General features: G+C 54.4%; 18 protein-coding genes and 1 tRNA gene. 12 read left to right on the top strand and 7 right to left on the bottom strand.

Translation table 11 applies throughout. From position 1 onward, the window contains the following. Positions 1–90 precede the first annotated feature (90 nt). Positions 91–165, top strand: a tRNA-Lys gene (locus tag DF283_RS06755). A gap of 112 nt (positions 166–277) precedes the next feature. Here DF283_RS06755 and DF283_RS06750 read toward each other — a convergent pair. Then, a complete protein-coding gene (locus DF283_RS06750; RefSeq protein ID WP_303673974.1) occupies positions 278–1,171 on the bottom strand; it encodes a hypothetical protein in 894 nt (297 codons plus the stop codon). A gap of 183 nt (positions 1,172–1,354) precedes the next feature. Then, complete coding sequence (bioB, locus tag DF283_RS06745; RefSeq protein WP_443083000.1) at positions 1,355–2,329, bottom strand: biotin synthase BioB; 975 nt, start codon at positions 2,327–2,329, stop codon at positions 1,355–1,357. Between the two features lie 149 nt (positions 2,330–2,478). Here bioB and DF283_RS06740 point away from each other — a divergent pair, with 149 nt between their 5' ends. After that, a complete protein-coding gene (locus DF283_RS06740) occupies positions 2,479–3,021 on the top strand; it encodes a hypothetical protein (protein ID WP_303673972.1) in 543 nt (180 codons plus the stop codon). A 37-nt stretch (positions 3,022–3,058) separates the two neighbouring features. On the opposite strand, the gene DF283_RS06735 is transcribed toward DF283_RS06740, so the two are convergent. Next, a complete protein-coding gene (locus DF283_RS06735) occupies positions 3,059–3,322 on the bottom strand; it encodes a hypothetical protein (RefSeq protein ID WP_303673971.1) in 264 nt (87 codons plus the stop codon). Between the two features lie 203 nt (positions 3,323–3,525). Here DF283_RS06735 and DF283_RS06730 point away from each other — a divergent pair, with 203 nt between their 5' ends. Together DF283_RS06730 and pckA are read left to right on the top strand one after the other, a co-directional pair. Beyond that, entirely contained in the window at positions 3,526–3,903 is a 378-nt protein-coding gene (locus DF283_RS06730; protein WP_303673970.1) for a flagellar basal body protein, read from the top strand. A 126-nt stretch (positions 3,904–4,029) separates the two neighbouring features. Next, positions 4,030–5,613: a phosphoenolpyruvate carboxykinase (ATP) gene (gene pckA / locus DF283_RS06725; RefSeq protein ID WP_303673969.1), complete on the top strand. Its 1,584-nt coding sequence runs from the start codon at positions 4,030–4,032 to the stop codon at positions 5,611–5,613. Between the two features lie 85 nt (positions 5,614–5,698). Here pckA and DF283_RS06720 read toward each other — a convergent pair whose 3' ends face one another. After that, positions 5,699–6,829: a zinc metalloprotease gene (locus DF283_RS06720; RefSeq protein ID WP_303673968.1), complete on the bottom strand. Its 1,131-nt coding sequence runs from the start codon at positions 6,827–6,829 to the stop codon at positions 5,699–5,701. Positions 6,830–7,309: 480 nt separating this feature from the next. Between DF283_RS06720 and rpsF the strand changes: the two genes are divergently transcribed. The 6 genes from rpsF to DF283_RS06690 all read left to right on the top strand — a co-directional run bounded on the left by rpsF (position 7,310) and on the right by DF283_RS06690 (position 11,958). Then, positions 7,310–7,720, top strand: coding sequence for a 30S ribosomal protein S6 (gene rpsF / locus DF283_RS06715; RefSeq protein ID WP_303673967.1), 411 nt, complete (start codon positions 7,310–7,312; stop codon positions 7,718–7,720). A 41-nt stretch (positions 7,721–7,761) separates the two neighbouring features. Next, positions 7,762–8,250 (top strand): single-stranded DNA-binding protein, encoded by a 489-nt coding sequence (ssb, locus tag DF283_RS06710; RefSeq protein ID WP_303673966.1) that lies wholly within the window; start codon positions 7,762–7,764, stop codon positions 8,248–8,250. A gap of 53 nt (positions 8,251–8,303) precedes the next feature. Further along, positions 8,304–8,528: a 30S ribosomal protein S18 gene (gene rpsR / locus DF283_RS06705; RefSeq protein WP_303673965.1), complete on the top strand. Its 225-nt coding sequence runs from the start codon at positions 8,304–8,306 to the stop codon at positions 8,526–8,528. 364 nt (positions 8,529–8,892) lie between these two features. Beyond that, complete coding sequence (locus tag DF283_RS06700) at positions 8,893–9,384, top strand: hypothetical protein (protein WP_303673964.1); 492 nt, start codon at positions 8,893–8,895, stop codon at positions 9,382–9,384. Positions 9,385–9,554: 170 nt separating this feature from the next. Beyond that, complete coding sequence (locus DF283_RS06695) at positions 9,555–11,483, top strand: HsdM family class I SAM-dependent methyltransferase (RefSeq protein ID WP_303673963.1); 1,929 nt, start codon at positions 9,555–9,557, stop codon at positions 11,481–11,483. Beyond that, on the top strand, positions 11,440–11,958 hold the full coding sequence (locus tag DF283_RS06690) for a hypothetical protein (RefSeq protein WP_303673962.1): 519 nt from the start codon (positions 11,440–11,442) through the stop codon (positions 11,956–11,958). Before DF283_RS06695 ends, DF283_RS06690 begins: the two co-directional genes overlap by 44 nt. 181 nt (positions 11,959–12,139) lie before the next feature. On the opposite strand, the gene DF283_RS06685 is transcribed toward DF283_RS06690, so the two are convergent. From DF283_RS06685 to DF283_RS06675, 3 genes are all read right to left on the bottom strand, one after another. Continuing rightward, positions 12,140–12,865: a class I SAM-dependent methyltransferase gene (locus DF283_RS06685; RefSeq protein ID WP_303673961.1), complete on the bottom strand. Its 726-nt coding sequence runs from the start codon at positions 12,863–12,865 to the stop codon at positions 12,140–12,142. A 146-nt stretch (positions 12,866–13,011) separates the two neighbouring features. Next, positions 13,012–14,634, bottom strand: a complete 1,623-nt coding sequence (locus tag DF283_RS06680; RefSeq protein WP_303673960.1) for a hypothetical protein — start codon at positions 14,632–14,634, stop codon at positions 13,012–13,014. Positions 14,635–14,787: 153 nt separating this feature from the next. Further along, positions 14,788–15,504 (bottom strand): M23 family metallopeptidase, encoded by a 717-nt coding sequence (locus DF283_RS06675; RefSeq protein ID WP_303673959.1) that lies wholly within the window; start codon positions 15,502–15,504, stop codon positions 14,788–14,790. A gap of 227 nt (positions 15,505–15,731) precedes the next feature. Between DF283_RS06675 and DF283_RS06670 the strand changes: the two genes are divergently transcribed. Then, on the top strand, positions 15,732–16,400 hold the full coding sequence (locus DF283_RS06670; protein WP_303673958.1) for a phosphomannose isomerase type II C-terminal cupin domain: 669 nt from the start codon (positions 15,732–15,734) through the stop codon (positions 16,398–16,400). Positions 16,401–16,429: 29 nt separating this feature from the next. Next, on the top strand, positions 16,430–18,430 hold the full coding sequence (nadE, locus tag DF283_RS06665; protein WP_303673957.1) for an NAD(+) synthase: 2,001 nt from the start codon (positions 16,430–16,432) through the stop codon (positions 18,428–18,430). The last annotated feature ends 21 nt before the right edge of the window (positions 18,431–18,451 follow it).

Raw genomic sequence — 18,451 nt, 5'->3', positions numbered from 1 at the left:
TCTTTTCTTGACGCTGGCGGTTGAACCCTTAAAATACTGAAAGTATCGAAGCTGAGTTGCGGCTCCGATTATCGTCACCCCACCCAGCTTGCGAGTTTAGCTCAGCGGTAGAGCACTCCCCTTTTAAGGGATAGGTCCTGGGTTCGAATCCCAGAACTCGCACCAAAAGAGGACACAAATTGTGTCCTCTTTTTTACTTCTTCTCGGAAAAAAGCCGGAAGCCCTTCCACATCAAATCCAGGCCCTTACCGCTCAAGCCAGTATGAGCCCTGAAGCACTACTCAGTCTCGGCAGCCTCCTCGGGAGAGTGAGAGAAGATAGCGGCAAGCGACTGCCTTTGAGCCTCCACAAGCGTCAGAACATCCTGAACATCGCTTTCCAGGAATTCGTTATCCTGTATGGCCTTCACTTGCCGGGTTGACTTTAAACAGCGCTCCATCAAGCCCGTGAGCATTTTTTGCCACTGCCAATCGTTCAGCATGGCCTTCGCCGACCAGGGAACGGCCTCTCCCGGCTGACTGCGCATCAACGTCCGAAAGCGCTGATTGAGCCGCGCCTGATGAGGCTCGATCTGTCCGTAGTATAGGTTAATGATGGGCGTCAAGGCGGTCTCAGCCGGAGTCCCGTTTACAATCATCGAAGCCCCCTCCAAGGCGTTAAACCGCCAGGACAGCTGTCGCTGGGATGACCGCAAATCGGCATAAGCCTTGCGACTGAGATATACAGGATGGCCCTCCACCGTCATGACGGGTAAAGGCTCCTGGAACCTGACCCTCTTGGGAACGGGGGCCCGCTCCGCCGAGCCAGCGGGGGAACTTCGCTTCAGAATAGAGCGGGGCTGCTGCGTCACCGCGGCTTCTGCCAGTAGCTGCAGCCCCTTATCAGCAGGATGATCGAGGGAGTCATCAAGGGAACCATTGAGGTGATCATCGTGAGGGTTGGGGAAAATGGCGGCTGACGGGGATGAAAGCTCCAGCGAATCGGACTCTGGCGGACGTTTGGGCAGCAAGATCGCCAGTCCTCGGGGTGCGGCCTCTGGCAACGACTGATGGGAGGACTGGCTGGCGGGCCTTCCGGCTGGTTGAGCGTTGCCGGGTAAGGTGGACGGGGGCACCTGCTTCCCGGTTTTGTCCCGGTACCCGCCTTTTCCCAAAGCGTCCCAATTCAGCATAGAAAACCTCTATCTTCAATAAACAACCTGCTAAAAGCAGAAAACACCTGAGAACGTCCGATTGCCCCAAAGCCAGCCTCCGATCCGGAAACGGCCCTGAGCATCCCTGAAAGCCAAAACCATAGAACGCCTCTGCTGGCCGAGAAGAGATTTTGAAAGGGCATTCAGGCGGACTGGAGGGCTTTAGGCCATTGCCTGCGGCTTTAAACCCAGTTTTTCCAGCAAATCCCGATCCCGATTCATGCCCGGGTTATCGGTGGTCAGCAATTTTTCGCCGGTAAAAATGGAATTGGCCCCGGCCATAAAGCACAAGGCCTGCGTCTCATCGTTCATGCTCAAGCGACCGGCGGATAAACGCACCTTGGCTTCCGGCAAGAAAATGCGCACGGTGGCAATGGTGCGTACCAGATCGAAAGAATCCACGGGGGCCTGATTGGCCAGAGGCGTCCCTTCCACCGGCACCAGACAGTTCACCGGCACGGATTCCGGCGGGTGATCCAGCTCGCACAGGGTTTTGATAAACTCCAGACGATGCTCCAGGGTTTCCCCCATGCCCAGAATACCGCCACAGCAGACATCAATGCCCGCGTTGGCCACGTTTTTCAAGGTATCAAAGCGATCCTGAATGGTGCGGGTGGAAATCACCTCCGGGTAAAAATTGGGGGAGGTATCAATATTGTGGTTGTAGGCTTTCAGACCCGCCTCTTTCAGGGCTTTGGCCTGCTCGGCGTTGATCATACCCAAGGTCACACAGGCCTCCATACCTTCATCGACCACTGTTTTAACCATATCCACCACATGATCAAACGCCTTTTGGTGGGGCGGAGTGCGCCAGGCCGCGCCCATACAGAAGCGGGTGGAGCCGTTGGCCTTGGCCTCCTGAGCCTGCTCTCGAATTTCTTCCAGAGAAGGCAGTTCCCAGGTTTCGATACCGGTGTTATAACGGGCGCTTTGCGGGCAATAGGAGCAATCCTCCGGGCAATTGCCGGATTTAATATTGGCCAGCGTACACAGTTGCAATTCATTGCGGGGATGGAAACGCCGCTGAATGTCCTGGGCCTGAAACACCAGATCCAGAAACGGCTGATGATAGCACTGCCGGATGCGCTCCAGTAAGTCCTGGGACTGGGCGCTGGTTGGCGCTGTGCTATTTTGCATCACGGATTCAGTCGGCATAACCTCTCACCTTCGTATTTCTAGTGGTCTCGGAGAAAATGAACGGCCACAGAACATTATGGTTACTAACAATTGGTAGCAAATGAAACCATCTGCTTTCTCAGGTCTCATAATAAAATGAATACAGGCCAATGCCAAAACATGTAAAGGAATCTATGAATCGACGCTGGTACGATCAAGAAGCCTCCTGTCCCCGGCTTCTGGAACAAATCCGGGAGATCCCCCAGCCCGAAATCCGGGAATTTTGCGCCCGGGTGCTGATTAACTTTGGCGAGAAAGTACGAAAAGAAATCAACGAACGGGATAAGCGCAATCTGGCCGTCAACTCCATTGGCCAGCAGGGGCTCAACGCCCTGTATCGGTATGGCGAGGAAAAACGGCGCTGGTACGACACAGATCCGGTTTTACACAAAGCCACGGGGAACTTCTATACCCTAAGCCCGGAAGGACTGGGGCTGGTAGGCTTTAAACTGGGCGACACCTTCGGGCTGCTCCAGATTTATGGGGTGGTATGCCACCAACTGGATCAACCGCCCAATATGAAAGAAATGGCCCGCATCGCTACCACCGCCTTAAACACCGGCACTCAGGAGGCTGAAGAAATTTTAGTGACTTTGGTCGGGCAAGACTTGTACAACTCGCTGGGCGGAAACACCTTCAAATCAAACCAGTAAGCAAGCCTTCCCAAGCCCTGGGTGTAACACCGTCCGCTCAGGAGGGGTCCGGCAAATACAGCACAATATCTTCCCAATAGGCTGTTTGCATCTCGGTGCCCTTCAAGTCAGCGGCTTTGACCTCCAGTTTGGCCAGCATGTCAAATTCCTGTTCGGGAGCAAGTCCGTTTTCCCCGTACAGGAATAACATCATCTCCGCGGAGGCCAGTTCCGGCTGTGGCCCTTTAGCCACGCCCACTGCTTCGGCCAAGGCCCGAAAGCGGGCTTCGTACTCTTCCCAGCGTGGATCTTCAATATCCATCAGTCAACCTCCCGATATTACGACTATAGAGCTACTTTACCCCTTCCAGTCATCGGCTTCAAGCCAAAGGCCACGTCCCGGAGCAATTAAAAGCCTGACGATAAAAAACCATAACGCTAAAAAAGAAAGCCTGAGCTGAAATAATAAGAATCCTTAACAACCAGCTAGTCGCTGTTTAAAACCAGAACCATGGGGGGATAAAGGTGTTAGGGAACTCAGCCGGAGATGTGGATTTGTCAGCCATCAGTGGAAATTACGGCGGCACTTACAATACCAGCCTCAGTGGGCTACGAGATGCCGACTTGCGGCTACAAGCGGTGGCCAACAATATAGCCAATAGCAGCACAGTGGGGTTTCGTCCGGATCGGGTTGATTCCACCGCGGAGCGGCGGGGCGGTGTCCGGGGCATGGTGGTGGAGGCCAATGCCGCCATGGTGCTAGGCCCAGAAGAGGCATCCCAAACCGACGCGGCCACCGAGGCTATCAACCTGACCCTGGCGCGTCGGGCTTTTACAGCCAACCTGAAAGCCATACAGTCCCAACGAGAAGCGGACGAGGCCACGCTGAATATACCGGGTTAGTGAGCCCTTAAGAAAAACACGTAAGGTCGGGGCTAAATAGAATCCTGACGGGCACGTTAGAGTTGGTTTCCGGTTTTGTATAAGGTAATATCAACTCTGGTACGGTTTGCTCAAAGGAGTTCTCACATGACCGATTACATTGGCTATACAGGCATTCAAACCACAGGATGTCAGGCTTATCAACTGCCCGTCAGTAAACTGGTGGAGCTGGCGCTGGCCAATGGTGAAGGACTCTTGTCGGAAACGGGGGCGCTCTCGGTCAACACCGGCAAATTTACCGGCAGGGCGCCCAACGATCGCTTTATTGTGGACACCCCCGATATCCACAACGAAATCGACTGGGGCAAAGTGAACGTCTCCACATCCCCCCAAGTCTTTGACAACGTGCTGAAAAAAATGCAGGCCTATTTCAGCGACAAAAACGTGTTTATCTTTGATGGGCTGGCCGGGGCTGACCCCCATTACGCCTTGAAAGTCCGCTTTATCAACGAGTTGGCTTCTCACAACCTGTTTGTGCATCAAATGTTCGTGCGCCCTGAACCCAGCCAACTGGAAGGCTTTGCCCCGGAGTTCACCGTGATTTGCGCCCCCTTGCTGGAGCTGGACCCGGCTACGGAAGGCACCCACTCCGAGGCGGTCATTCTGGTGAACTTTGAAAAAAAGATGGTGCTGATTGCCGGTACCCGCTACGCCGGGGAAATGAAAAAATCCATTTTCAGCGTGATGAACTACCTGATGCCGGAACGGCAGGTGTTCCCCATGCACTGCTCGGTCAATGTGGGCAACGACGGTAAATCCGCCATCTTCTTTGGCCTGTCCGGCACGGGCAAAACCACCCTCTCCGCCGACCCGGAACGCACCCTGATTGGGGACGACGAGCATGGCTGGTCTGACAAGGGCCTGTTCAATTTTGAGGGCGGCTGCTATGCCAAGACCATTCGCCTCTCCAGAGAGAATGAGCCGGAGATCTGGGACGCCATCCGCTTTGGGGCCATCACTGAAAATATCGTGCTTGACGCCAACACCCGCCAGTTCGAGTACGACGATGCCCGATACACCGAAAACAGCCGGGTGGCCTACCCCATTGATTTTATCCACAATGCCGATCCCAAAGGCGTGGCCGGGCACCCCAGCGCCATTATTTTCCTGACCGCCGATGCCTTTGGCGTTCTACCGGCGGTTTCCAAACTCACCGAAGAACAGGCCCAATACCATTTTATTAGCGGCTACACAAGTAAAGTGGCTGGCACTGAACAAGGCATCACCGAGCCGGTGGCGGCGTTTTCCACCTGTTTCGGGGCGCCCTTTATGCCACGTCCGGCTGCCGTCTACGCTCAAATGCTGACCGAGCGGATTCGTCAGCACCAGGTCAGCGTATACCTGATTAACACCGGCTGGCAAGGCGGACCTTACGGCCTGGGTAAGCGGGTCAGCATCCCCCACACCCGGGCCATGGTCACCGCCGCCCTCAACGGTAGTCTGGATCAGCAGACCTTTGAAATCCATCCCGTTTTCAACGTGCTGGTGCCCAAGGCTTGTCCGGGTGTACCTGCCGAAGTGCTGGACGCCCGTGGGCAATGGGCGGATAAAACCGCCTATGACCAGACAGCCGCCAAGCTGGCCCACATGTTTGTGGAAAACTTCAAAAAATTCCACGGCGTGGAGCATTTGGTGAGCGCTGGCCCCAGAGTGCCCGCCACCATCCAGTAGGCCAGGCGCTTTCTGGGCAAACCACTACAAACCGTCAAACCGGAGTCCTCAGGGCTCCGGTGTTTAAAGGGATTCTTACCGGCGTTTAATAAGGGCTGTAATCGCTCAAACTGTTGGCAGGCTGGGCGTAAATCTTAATCAGAGTGTTAATATCCCGCTGAGACGGCGCATAAGCCTCCTGTCCCTCCATCGGCGGAATGGGTTGGATCTTGTTGGGTGCCGATCGCCAGGCCCATTTACTGGGAAAGTCATTCAACTCCTGAGAGAAAGCCGGATACATCACATCGTCCGGGTCTTCGCTATGCCCCCATAAGCCCATGGCGTGACCCAGCTGGTGGCTCAGGGCCCGGCGTTGAACCGCAGGTGGCTGCCCAGCAAACGGAAACAGGTTGATCAGGATCACCGTGCGAATGGCACGCTGTTGATCCAGCTGTACCACAGGCCTGGTGAGTAACCCCGTGGTGTTTTGGGCCCACGTCCCTTTGTCCCAGGTCACCACCACATCGGCGGCGGCAGAATTATTGACCATTTGCAGGGAGAGCGATCGCTGCCAGGCCTGCACAACTTGATTGGTTACACTAACCTCAGCCGGGCTCCCTTTGACGTATATCTGAATGGGCAACTTGTCCCATCGCAAGGCAGAACCGCGGCCATCCCGGTAAATGGACTGGCTATAATCCCCCACGCTGAGATTCTCTGCAGGGTCCATGGGGCTGGAAAACGAAACCGGCGAAGTGGCGTCCAACTGGACCAGCTCCACCTTTTGCGATGTTCGGGGAACCACTCTGGACTTGCGGCGGGTGCTGGCCACCACCACATCCCCCTCCGGGCCACCCTGGGTAAGTCGAATCTCCTTGGCCACCAGCGGCATGGCGTAAGTCAGCTTTTTCATCCGAACAGGCAAGGGATAATTCTCGAAGGCATGCCCAAAGACCTGAACCTCCAGACGCCGAAGCCGGTCTGCCATGGCCAACTCGGGGTAAGTGCGCTGAAACAGCTTGGACTCCAGGTAATCCAGCAAGGGGCCCTGTGCCACCAGGGCCTGTTGCGCTTTTTTCTGCTGTACCCGGGCGTCAATGGCCCACATCCGGGTCTCCATATTTCCCCGCTGGGTGGTTCCAAACAGGGTTCGCTCAATCCGGCTCAACCGTTCAACGGTGGGCTGGCTCATGTAAGTATGCCCATAAAGCTGGTTTTCCACCTCATGAATCGGCAAAGGGGCCATTCTTGGCGGCCCGGAAGAACTGACGGGCTGAGCCCAAACCGTTGCGGAGGCCATTCCAGCCAGAACCATCAGGCAAAAGAGCGACAACCCGGGGCAAAAGCCCCTAAGACCCTTCAAAATCCGGTTTCGAATGTTCATTATAATCAGTCGCACCTGGGACAACGTTCCGGCTAAATCCGCAATAAGCACGTAAAAACAGTGGAGCCAAGCAGAACACCTGAACCGACGAACTACCGTCTCCGCTGTTTTATTGTACGCCATCCAAAGCCTCCGGTGGCCATGCGTCCTGAATCACCATCCACCCGTTGGGGGCCGTGAGACGGTTTGTACTTTTGATATGACTTCCTGAGTGTTTTATGCTCACTATTCAAATTTGATTTCCCTTGTGTTAGCTTGTTAAACCAATATGTATTCTCCCTCACTCTTTTCTTCCAGTGGAGATGTATCAGACCCGGAGGTTTTTTCTTACCAATGAACACTTATGAAGCGTTCGTCATTCTCAAGCCCATCCTGGACGTTGACAACTCCGACAACGTCTTGAAAGTCATTGAAGACGCCGTTGAAAGCCTGAATGGCAAAGTCGTCAAAAAGGACAAATTGGGCCGTAAGCGTTTGGCTTATGAAATCAACAAGTTCAAAGATGGTTTTATCACCACCTATTTGCTGAAGCTGGACCCAGCCTCCGTGCTGTCGCTCAAGCGCACCTGCCAGTTGAACGAGGATATTTTGCGTTTAACCCTGGTCAACCGCAGCAATGTGGATATTACCGATGCCAGCATCTACGGACGTGAACGCCCTCAGGATCGGGATCGCCCGGAACAACGCGGTGAGCGCGGCGAGCGTGAGTTTCGTCGTCCCGTAGCTCCTCGTTCGGCTGACTAGAGTATCAACCGTATTAACAGGGAAAAGAAGGACGCCCAATTGTGAGTTTTGCGAAAGCGACCTTATCAGGCACATTGGTCAGTGAACCGGAAAAACGGTTTACGCCCAATAATATTGCGGTAACCAGTTTCAACATTCAGGTTGAAAATCCGGCCATAGGGGCAAAGGCTGTGACGAGTGAGCCCTTTCTGGTGAAGGTTACCTGCTGGCGGAATCTGGCCGAAGCGGTCACGGTTTTGCAAAAGGGAGACTCGATTCTGGTGGATGGCAAACTGATTATGAACAGTTTCCAGACCCAGGAAGGCGTCCAGAAAAAACTGTTTGAAGTGGAAGCCAGCACTGTGGACAAACTGCCTGGCAAACCGGAAGCCATTATTCCTGCTGCTGGTGAAGGCGGCGGTGGTTCTTATGAGGCCGGTGCGTCCAGAAACGCCCAGCAACCGGCTTACAGCGCTGCTGCTCCGGTCAGTGGTTCCAGCAATCACTTCAGCTCGGAAGATCTCTTGACGGAAGATGACATTCCGTTTTAGGTTAAACACCATTCATTTGCCCCACACGAAGTAAGGAAGGATAAACGTATTCCATGAAGCCCGATCCCCGGAAGAAGAAAGTCTGCAATTTCTGCGCAGACAAAGTAATTTTAATTGACTTTAAAGATGCTCAAAAGCTGCGTCGTTACCTGACTGACCGTGGAAAAATTCTTCCCCGTCGCATTACCGGAACCTGCGCTTATCATCAACGCAACCTGGCCAGCGCCATCAAATTATCTCGCCAGGTAGCGCTGATTCCATACATTATGGAAGGCTAACTTTTAATTTTTTTATACTTTGATTTAAAATAACCCAAGTGTCGAGCAAATTTGCCGCTTTTGGGTTATTTTTTTTCATGATTCGCCACTTAAAATAAAGTAGCGGCTAAACCCACTGCGCAATCCAATTCTTAACTGTAAACTTTTGACGGCAAACGAACAACAGTTAGTTACAGTCAACCAGTCGCACTCAACCCAGCGTAAAAAATAGCACGCCCACTGACACAGAGAAAAGAGTTGACCTAATTTTTAATTAATGATTTACTTAATATATCAGACGATATATTTTCCTTTTCTCAACCACGCTTTCTATCCTATTTTTTGCGTAATGACTTTTAAACCAAATGTTAGATAGGGACCTAGTATGCCAATTACATTTGACACGCTTGATGAATTAAAGGCGTTTTATCGCGCCTTTAGCCTGGAAGAGCAAAAAACCAGCAGCCGGAGTAAAACGGGTTTACAGAGTGAGCCCGAGATCATCCAGCCTAAAAAGAGAGGGAGAAAGCCGGGTCAAACCCTGATTAAACAGGCTGTCACAGAAAAAACACCCAAGAAGCGCGGGCCCAAACCCAAGGCTCCTGGCGCTAAAAAGCTGGCCCTGGTCAAACCCAAGCGGGATAAAAGTAACACCCTGACCGCCAAAATTCAGGACGCCATTCGCGGATACCTGAATAAAAGTGGTTCTTTTACGGCCAATGACATTTATGATGTGTTGTCCAAAAAAGAGCCCGAAATCAACAAGCAGTCAGTGATTACCTCCGTGCTAAAGCAAATGAACAGCACCTTCAGCGATATTTCAGTCACAGAGCGGCCCGGCAATGGCCCTCGTCCGGTCAAACTGTATAACGCCTGATCTTTCAAAATTCAGGCTTGTAAAAAATCCGTCTTTTTCAGGGCGGATTTTTTGCATACGCGCTCACAATCCCCGTACAGGAACCGCTTCCACTACAATAGAGAAAGAGAGGCATCTTCCACAGCGTTGGTAGTCATCCACAGCAATTCAGTGATAAAAGAGGGGCTTTATTGGAACCGCCCGTTAAATCAGAAATAACAACAACCCTGACAAACAGGCAGGCTCGGCTTTCGCAAGGAGAGTTCTACACACCCTCCGCTTTATGCGATTTCATGCTGGCCCTGGCCACGCAACAGGCCTCCCCGTCCCGCTTGCTAGAGCCCGCTTGCGGTGCTGGCATTTTTTTAGAGCGAGCCGCTGCCCAAGCCCGGGGCTTGAATACACCCCATGTACAACTCGTGGGCATTGAGCAAAACCCGGCAGCGCTGGAAATAGCAAAAAGCCAGCTTGCTGTGCATAAGCTACCCTCTGTCACACTGGACTTGCGGCCGGGCAATTTTTTGGCTTTGACACCGCAAACCCTGGGAAATTTTGATTTAATCATTGGCAATCCACCTTATATTCGCCCGGAAATAGACAAGAGCGGAACCCAAGAGGACAAAAAGAACCGGTTAATTTATTACCGACGCTTATTTGAGGCTTATTTAAGGGAATTTCCCCAGCAGGACAAATTATTCTCTCAAAAAGCGGATTTATACCAATGGTTCTTTATTCACGCTTGCGGGCTGCTCAAACCCCGGGGCACGCTGGCCTTTGTGGTCAGCAACAGCTGGCTGGACTCGGTCTTCGGGCAGTATTTCCGCCATTTCCTGTGGCACCATTTTGATTGGCTGTATCTGGTTGAATCCGCCTGTGAACGCTGGTTCCCGGACGCGGCCATCCACCCCGTCATCGTCATTCTGCAAAAAAAAGAAAAGCCCGGCAACAATGCCGACAACGTCCCGGAATGTCAGTGGCTTCGGTTATACCGGCCTTTGCGCCAATTGTTGCCCTCCACCAATCAGCCTGACTATTGGCAGGCCTTGGCCACCCAGGTACAAGCCCTTTGTGGGCAGGCAGCTGAGTCAGAAACCGTGCAGGAGGGCGTAAACCGGCAAGCCATCAGCAATAGCCAGCCCTGGCCGCAATCCATTCACTGTAACCTGTACCTCAGGGGTCCCCAAGCATTGCTGGCCCTTTACCAGCAATATCAGCGATGGAAGCCGCTGAGCGCTGTGGGCACCATTCGCTACCCCTTAAAAACCGGCATTAACCAATTCTTCTACCTCTCCCACGCACAGGCGGCGCAATGGCGCATTGAACCGGAGTTCCTGATCCCGGTCATGCGCTCCAGCAAAAAATTGAAGGGCCTAATGGTGCGTTCCGAGGATCTCAAGGAGTTTTTATTTTGCTGCCCCTACCGCAAGGTGGAATTGGAGCGAATGGACAAACAGGGCGCTCTAGCCTACGTTCTGTGGGGCGAGCAACAAAGCGCAACGCCCCGTCAAAAACGCAATCAGCCCGTCCCTTGGCCGCAGGTCAAATCCGTTCGATACAACCAGCCCGCCTGGTATGTGCAAAAACCCCTGCCCACCGCCCATATTCTGTGCAATCGCTTTGTGGATCAGCGCTTCTTTTTTGCCCTGTGCCAGGGCGCGTTCATCGAGGATCAGACCTTCTACGGCCTGACCCTGCACAAGCCCGCCCGGCATCTCCCTGCCTTCATCGCCGCGCTGCTGAATAGCACGATATGCTGTTCCCTGTTGGCCTACCTGGGTCGGGGCAGCTTGGGGGAAGGCGTTTTGCAATTCGCCCGCTGCGATCTGGATCACTTCCCGATACCCGATCCCGACTTATACGCCCACACCGAACAAACTGAGCTAATAGCGGCCTTTGAGGCGCTGTCCGAAATACCAGTGGGCCCTTGGGCCGCCACCTGGAATCACCCGGCCCGTGTCCATCTGGATCATTTGGTGCTGCGGAGGCTGCTGGCCCAAAAGGGACAGCCTGCGCCCGCTGAGGACGATGTGGAGCGCTTACGGCAGGAACTGGGGGAGTCTATCCTGCAACGATTGCGTGAGCGCCAGCAAATGGCCCGCAACCGCTCAGGAAAGAATTGAAACCTCGGTCAAGAAAGACGCCTTTAAACAGACTTTAAACAGAAAGGTAAGGCTGCCAAAAACTCAAAAAAAAAGGCAACTTGCGTTGCCTGTTGATTGGAGAGAGAGAAGAGAAAGAGAGAGAGAGAGAGAGAAACGACCCGAGGGCCGCCTCTTTGGAGAAAAATCCATACTCCCGGCTTCCACTTCCTCCTACTACCTACTATTACTCATCTACTTCAACAAAATTGAACCACTCCATCCCATGTCAAAACTTCAAGTGTGCCGCCCGTCACGGTTCCAAAAGCAGTGGGTGTTGAACCCGGCCCTGGAAGGCGACCATTACTTAAACCTCAAGTCTTTAAACCGCAAGCCATCGTCCAAATCGGTTTTTGTCAGAACATACGGAATCACGCCAGTTGGCCTTGAATACAAGCGTCATGCTCTGCTGATAAACCCCGCATACCCATTTAAACTCCAGCCCAACGTCAAATAACTTCCCGTGATAGAGAAGTCAATGGATGATTGTGTATTGAACCACTCAGCCACCGCTCCCTATGCTTTAATAAAAACAATCAATCGGACAGAATTGCTGATTAACAGCAAACGCTTCAAACTTCTTTACAAAAAGGGCGAGATGGCATCGAGGGCTGACAAAACAGCTCCCGCACAGCCGCTTATGAGGCCAGGGTCAGCTTTTCATCCCACTTGGGGCGTACGGCGGTCATATACACCGTCCAGGGAAACGGGGCCAGCTTGGCTTTAATCTTGGCGTGGCGACTCAGCTGGCTGATAAAATCGTTGCTGCCGGGCAGCTGGGCGGGCACCTCAATCCCTAACTCCTGAACGGCGTTGGCGAAACCACTGACCCGATTCGCCATGGCCCACAGCAGGGGACGATGCATCGACACCATCAGGTTAGACCGGGTCACCCGGGACAACTCGGCCACGCTGCGCTCCCAATCCGCCTGCGGCAAGGCCAACAGGTTATGGGCCAACGTCAGGTCAAACTGGTTGGTTTCGTAGGGCAACTGTTCCAGGGAGGCGGTCACAAACTTGAAGCGACAGCAAATCTCTTCCTGCGCCCGCTTCACCATGGCCTCATCGGGGTCTACCAGATGAATTTCAGCGGCAGGCAACAACAGGGCCACGTGCTGGGCCCAGTCCATTTGGCGGCAACCGCCCACAATCAGAATCTTTTTAGGCTCCTCGTACACCTCATCAAAGCAGAGATCCAGGGTGTTAAACAGGCTGGCGTTCAGCCAGTGGGCCCAGCGAGACTTGGCCGGGGGGGCCGGTTTATCGGCACAAGGCTCATCACAGGTCTGATCACAGGGCTTTCCACAGGAACCCAACGGGGAGTCCATTAAAGGAGTCGCATGCTGGTGAGAGTCGCAGTTCATGGGTTTCATCCGTTTCCGCCAGCCTGAGGAGCCATAACAACCGGGCTGACTGTAAGAATACGAGGGCCGCTTTTACTGCTACCTATTAAAGCGAAAAGCGCCCATCTTCGCAAACCGGATCAAACCCCGCTGAACCCAGACAAAACTCAGCGGGTGGGATTGACCTGCCAGATACGAATCCGACCCGGCACATCCTCGTAAACCATTTTCAAGCCCTTGCTGGCCACCGTGCGGGCTGGAGAAATCTTGGCGGCCCCCTCCTCCACCAGATAGTTATACTGCCCCAACTCGCTGGTCAGTTGCTCCTGGGCAGGGCCATCGCTTCCGCTCCCGTCATTCAGACGATTTAAAGCACCGGGCTTGGGGGTGGCAATCTTGTCGCCGGGCTCAGTATGCTCCTTCAGCCAGTCCATGGCCCGCCGGTGGGCGCTAACGGTTTGGGCGCCCTCCAGACGGCTCTCGGGTTCCTTGGCCGTACTCATGTACATAATTTTGGGCTTGCGGGACTTTTCCACCGACGATGCTTTCCCCAGCCCCCGGGCCATGCCCAGATGACTGGTCAGGGTGGCCAGTAAAATCCAGCCGGTCAGGATGGGCACCGCCACCCGGGTCAGCAAGGGCATATCCAGACGCTGGAACCACTGGCCCGTCCGCAAAAGCCCAAAATACAGGTAAAACAGCAACAGGGGCATCACCGGCGATAAACTGAGCCCGGCACTGGGCAGCAGGGCCAGAGCGGTGATGACATAGGTACACAGGTACAGGGTACCAATGCCGGTGTACTGGTACAATCCGTAAACAGCGCCCACAATGGCCACAAAGGCAATCAACCAGCGAACCCAGGGCTTTTTCTCCACATCAATGCGGGCAGGCCCACTGGCACTGGGGGTTTGCGCCAACCGATCCACGGAGGCCAGGTTCAGATCGCCCAGCGTGTGATCGGTAATATTGAGGATGATGCGATCGGCGTAGGCCTCAAAAGTACGGAAAAAACCTTGCTCGGCAATGTTCTGCACAATGGTGGTGGAAGGCCCTACATAAGGCTGGGGGCTGCGCACCACGTAAAACAGGTCTCGTCCCACAAAGGGACTTAAACACAGGATAATGACAGACAAAATGGTGGCGCTCTTTTTCAGCCCGAACCGCTTCACCGTCACAAAGAAAAAAGCAAACAGCAGGGTGTAACCCACCTGCCAGCTCAAAATACTGAGCCCCATCAGGGTCCCGCACAGAATAATCTCTCCCCGGGACAGCTGTCCCCCCAGGGCGGACTCTTTGCTCAGGCTGATGTCAATGGCAATCAGGCTGGCCAAAGACAAAACCACGTAAATCATTTGCGGGTTAATGGCCCAGGCCATCCCCAAAGTGGCGGGGGCCACCACGTACAAGGCCGTAATAATAAAGGTATAGGGCTTGGGAATTTGCCGACGCACAAAGAAGTAGACCAACCCCGTGGACAGGAAGTACAGCACCAGATTCAGGATGTGAAACCCCTCAATGAGCCGGGGCAATTCGGTGGTGCGCTTCAGCTTGATGACCAGGGCCATTAAAGCGGGATACACCGGGGGCAAATTAAAACGGGAAAAGGCTTCCAGAATGCGGCCTTCCGAAAACAGCTTGGCCATGGACACCGCCTGAATGGCATTGGGATCCATCTCCACGGCAGGCATCAGGTATTTAAACAGGAAATAGCCGGCCACAAAGCAAGCTGCCACAAATACGACCTCAAACCAGGTTTCCTGGTGAAACGGTCTTCCCGAATCCGCCATCTGCTAAACTCTATCCCTTATTCCATTGCATAATTCCAGTGCATGCGCGTTGACATTATTAATTCAGCCAAGCATAGCCGATCATAGCAGAAATCATGCAATCGGGGTATGCAAGCCCCACCTCCGGATTGCCTACGTACGGCCAGAAACGCCTTAAAACTGAACCGTTTGTACCCGGTTACCGCTCACCAGCTCCACGGACTTCCCGGTGGTGTAATTCCTGTGAGACTTACGGTTAACATGCTTGACCGTCAGGGTCTGCACCCCGCTATCGGAATCCATGGGCTGGGCGGCCGTTGAGGCGACGACCCTACTCGTTTGTAAAGGGCGGGCCTGTGCCATAAGAGGCGCCCCGGAGCCCGGTTGTAAATAACTCAGGTAGGTCACGGGATTTACGTACTGCCCGTTGTGATGCACCTCAAAATGCAAATGCGGCCCGGTGGAACGGCCTGTGGAGCCCACCTTGGAAATCACCTGCCCCCGATACACCACATCCCCCGGTCTGACCAACAACTGGGAATTGTGACCGTACAGGGTAAACAGGGAATTGCCGTGACTAAGCACCACCACATTGCCATAGCCGCCGTAATAGCCGCTGAACATGACCAGCCCGGCCTGCGGGGCATAGACCGGTGTACCGCTGGCCGCCGCCAGATCAATTCCCCCGTGAAAGCGCTGGGAACCGGTCAGGGGATCTACCCGCCAGCCAAAATGGGAGGTTAATTGCCCACTGACCGGGGCAAAACCATATTCCACCGCCCAACCGGCCTGTGTTCCCCAAGAACAGACTAAAAACAAGGCCAAGGCAAGCCAAGCCCGGGATCGATTTCGACCCGACCGGGAAGGGACAATGTTCAGGATATGGCGCATGGCTTCACTCAAGGTTGACCGGGACAGGACCGCTTCTTTGGTTATAACCCCTCTGGCCGGGCATTGAATCCTTTATTCAGTTGGCATTCCGCTGATGCCCAAGGAGCAGGCCAGGGCATGCCACCCAGCGCCGCTTTCAGAAATTACGGCCAAACCCACTGCACATGGCCGGGGTCTGGGGTATAATCGCAGAACTTTAGCAACCCGCAAGCAAGATCCCCACGTCCGTGACTTCCCCACATTCCTCCACCGCTGTCCTCACCGAAGTTTTATACGGCACAGACACCTATCAGGTGCGACTGTCTCAGTTGATGCCGGGCGCCTGCCTGCCCGAAGCTCCCCAAGCAGCGTTCAGCAAGGCTGATCTCATAGTGGTTAACGGCACCTTGCAAGTGAATAGCCACGCTCAAAAATCTAAAACGCTGCATAAAGGCCAGCGCCTGACCCTCAGCAACCAGCAATCCATCAGCCTTTCCAATCCCGGTGAGCAACCGGCTTTGGTCTTGGAGATCCGGTGGGCCAATGACCTCACCCCGGTCCCGTTGGCCGAAATTACCGAAGAACGTCCTTGGGGCAGCTTTACGGTGCTGAAGGACGAGCCCGATTACAAGCTGAAGCAACTGGCCGTCAAGCCCGGAAACCGCCTGAGCCTGCAACGTCACCAAAAGCGGGAGGAACACTGGTTCGTGACTGCAGGGCAACCAGCCGTCACCCTGGAAGACCGTATTATCCAGCTTTCCCCGGGCGAATATATTCACATTCCCCTGCACCACTGGCACCGCATTACCAACCCGGCGGAAAATAGCGTCCCTGTTGAGATTATTGAACTACAACTGGGCGACTACTTTGGGGAAGATGACATTGAGCGTCGTCAGGATGACTACGGACGCCGCTAAGCCCGCCTTTTCATAGGGGACTCCCGTCCATGACCCAGAACAGCCAATCTCTCCCCCTCTGCATCCCTTCCGGGTTTGTCCCCGGCTACGGTCAGGGGAACCTGGCCTTGGCCCAAATCAATCCCTCCCCCGGGGATTTGGCCGGAAACGCCCGCAAAATCATAGCCGCCTTGCGCTTGGCTGAGCAACAGCAGGTAGATTTGGTGATTTTCCCGGAATTGGCCCTGATGGGCTATCCCCCCCGGGATGTCATTGTGCGGCATCCGTTTTTGGTGGCGGAAAACCTGAAATGGCTGAGGGGGATTGCCGAAGCCACTGGAAAAACCTATGCCTTGGTGGGTTTTGTGGAGCCCCTCCTACCCAAGCCCTCGGAACAACGCATTGGCAAGGCCGCCTTTAACGCCGCCGCCTTACTGGGCGAGGGAAAAATTCAGGCCATCTTTCGCAAAAGCCTGATTCCCGGCTACAACGAGTTTGAGGATTATCGCCAGTTTGAATCCTCACCGGTCAGTGGGGCTATTGCCCCGGAATGGCTAACGGACGTGACCCTGCATCCCCCCTTACAAGACGGGCACGGGCTGATCACGGTACACGGACACCGCTACGCCGTTTCTATCTGCGAAGATTTGTGGAACGATCCCGAATTTTTTGAACATCCCCACTACCCGCACAATCCCATTGCGGGCCTACTGGCCCAACGCCCGGAGGTCTTGATCAACCTGTCCTCCTCGCCCAGTCGCGCTCACAAGGAGTCTGTGCGACATCAGTTGTGCGGTTTTGTGGCCAAAAAGCATGGCACGCCGCTGGTTTACGTCAATCAGGTGGGCACCGTGGATGAACTGTCCTTTGACGGGGGCAGTCGGGCCTATGACGGCCACGGCCAACTACTGGCCCGAGCGGAGAGTTTTCAGGAGCAGCTGCTAATCCTCAACCCCTTCAAAGGTCAGGGCCACATCGCCCCATTGCCGGGCCAGCCATCAGAGGCCTCACCGGCTGCGCCTGCGTTTCAAGCCAATGACACCAGCGATCTGGCCCGCACTTACCAGTCCCTGCTGCAAGGGATTCGGGATTACTTTGCCAAAACCGGATTTCAAAAGGCCGTCCTGGGCCTCTCTGGTGGGCTAGATTCCGCCGTGGTAGCCGTATTGGTGGCCGATGCCCTGGGCCCGGAGAATTTACTGACCGTCAGCATGCCCTCAGCCATTACCCCGGATGAAAACCGCTCGGACACCCAAACCATCGCCAAAAATTTGGGCTGTCCCTGGATTGAAATCCCCATTGGAACGATCACCGAGGCTTTTACCCAAGAGCTGAGTACGATTCGAGCGTCTGTGGAAGGCATTTGGGGGGCTGTGGATGCCCGTTCCAACGCCGCGGACAACGTGCAGGCCATCTCCCGAGCCACCCTTTTGCGCCAACTGGGCAACGAATTTCGGGCCCTGCCGGTGGCCACCTCCGATAAGTCCGAGTTTTACATGGGCTACGCCACAGTCAACGGGGATATGTCGGGGGCCTTGGCCCCCATTGGCGATGTGTGCAAGACCAAAGTGCGGGCCCTGGCCCGATGGTTGAACGAACACCGCCCAGAAACGGTCAAAACGCCCAAAAACGTATTGCCACTCAGTGTCATCACGAAGCCCTCCGGGGCGGATCTCAAGCGAGATCCTACCACCGGCGAACTAATCACCGCCGAAGCGGAGTTGATGCCCTACGAATTTGCCGATGAAGTGATCTGGCGGCTGGAAACCCTGAACCAGAGCCATGCCCAGCTACTGAACACTCCGTTTTACTATGAGCAGCAAAACCCATTGCCTCCCGCCCAAAAAGCAGAATGGCTGGACAAGTTTTTTGACCGCATGTCCAAGGCCGTGTTCAAGTGGTTTGTGGCCCCGCCCATTTTAATAGTGGAAGGTGGCGGCTCCATCGCCAAAAGCGACTATCACCACCCCATTGTGGCCAATCGCATTCACTGGCAAGGGCACAGCCCAAGGGAAATCAGGACCTTCCTGAGCGAAAATACAGAAAAATAATCGGATTCCAGAGCCAAGCGG

Source organism: Vampirovibrio chlorellavorus, assembly GCF_003149375.1.
In the GTDB taxonomy this organism is placed as follows: domain Bacteria; phylum Cyanobacteriota; class Vampirovibrionia; order Vampirovibrionales; family Vampirovibrionaceae; genus Vampirovibrio; species Vampirovibrio chlorellavorus_B.
The sequence above is the reverse complement of the archived record's forward strand: the minus strand, read 5'-3'. Positions and strand labels throughout refer to the sequence as shown.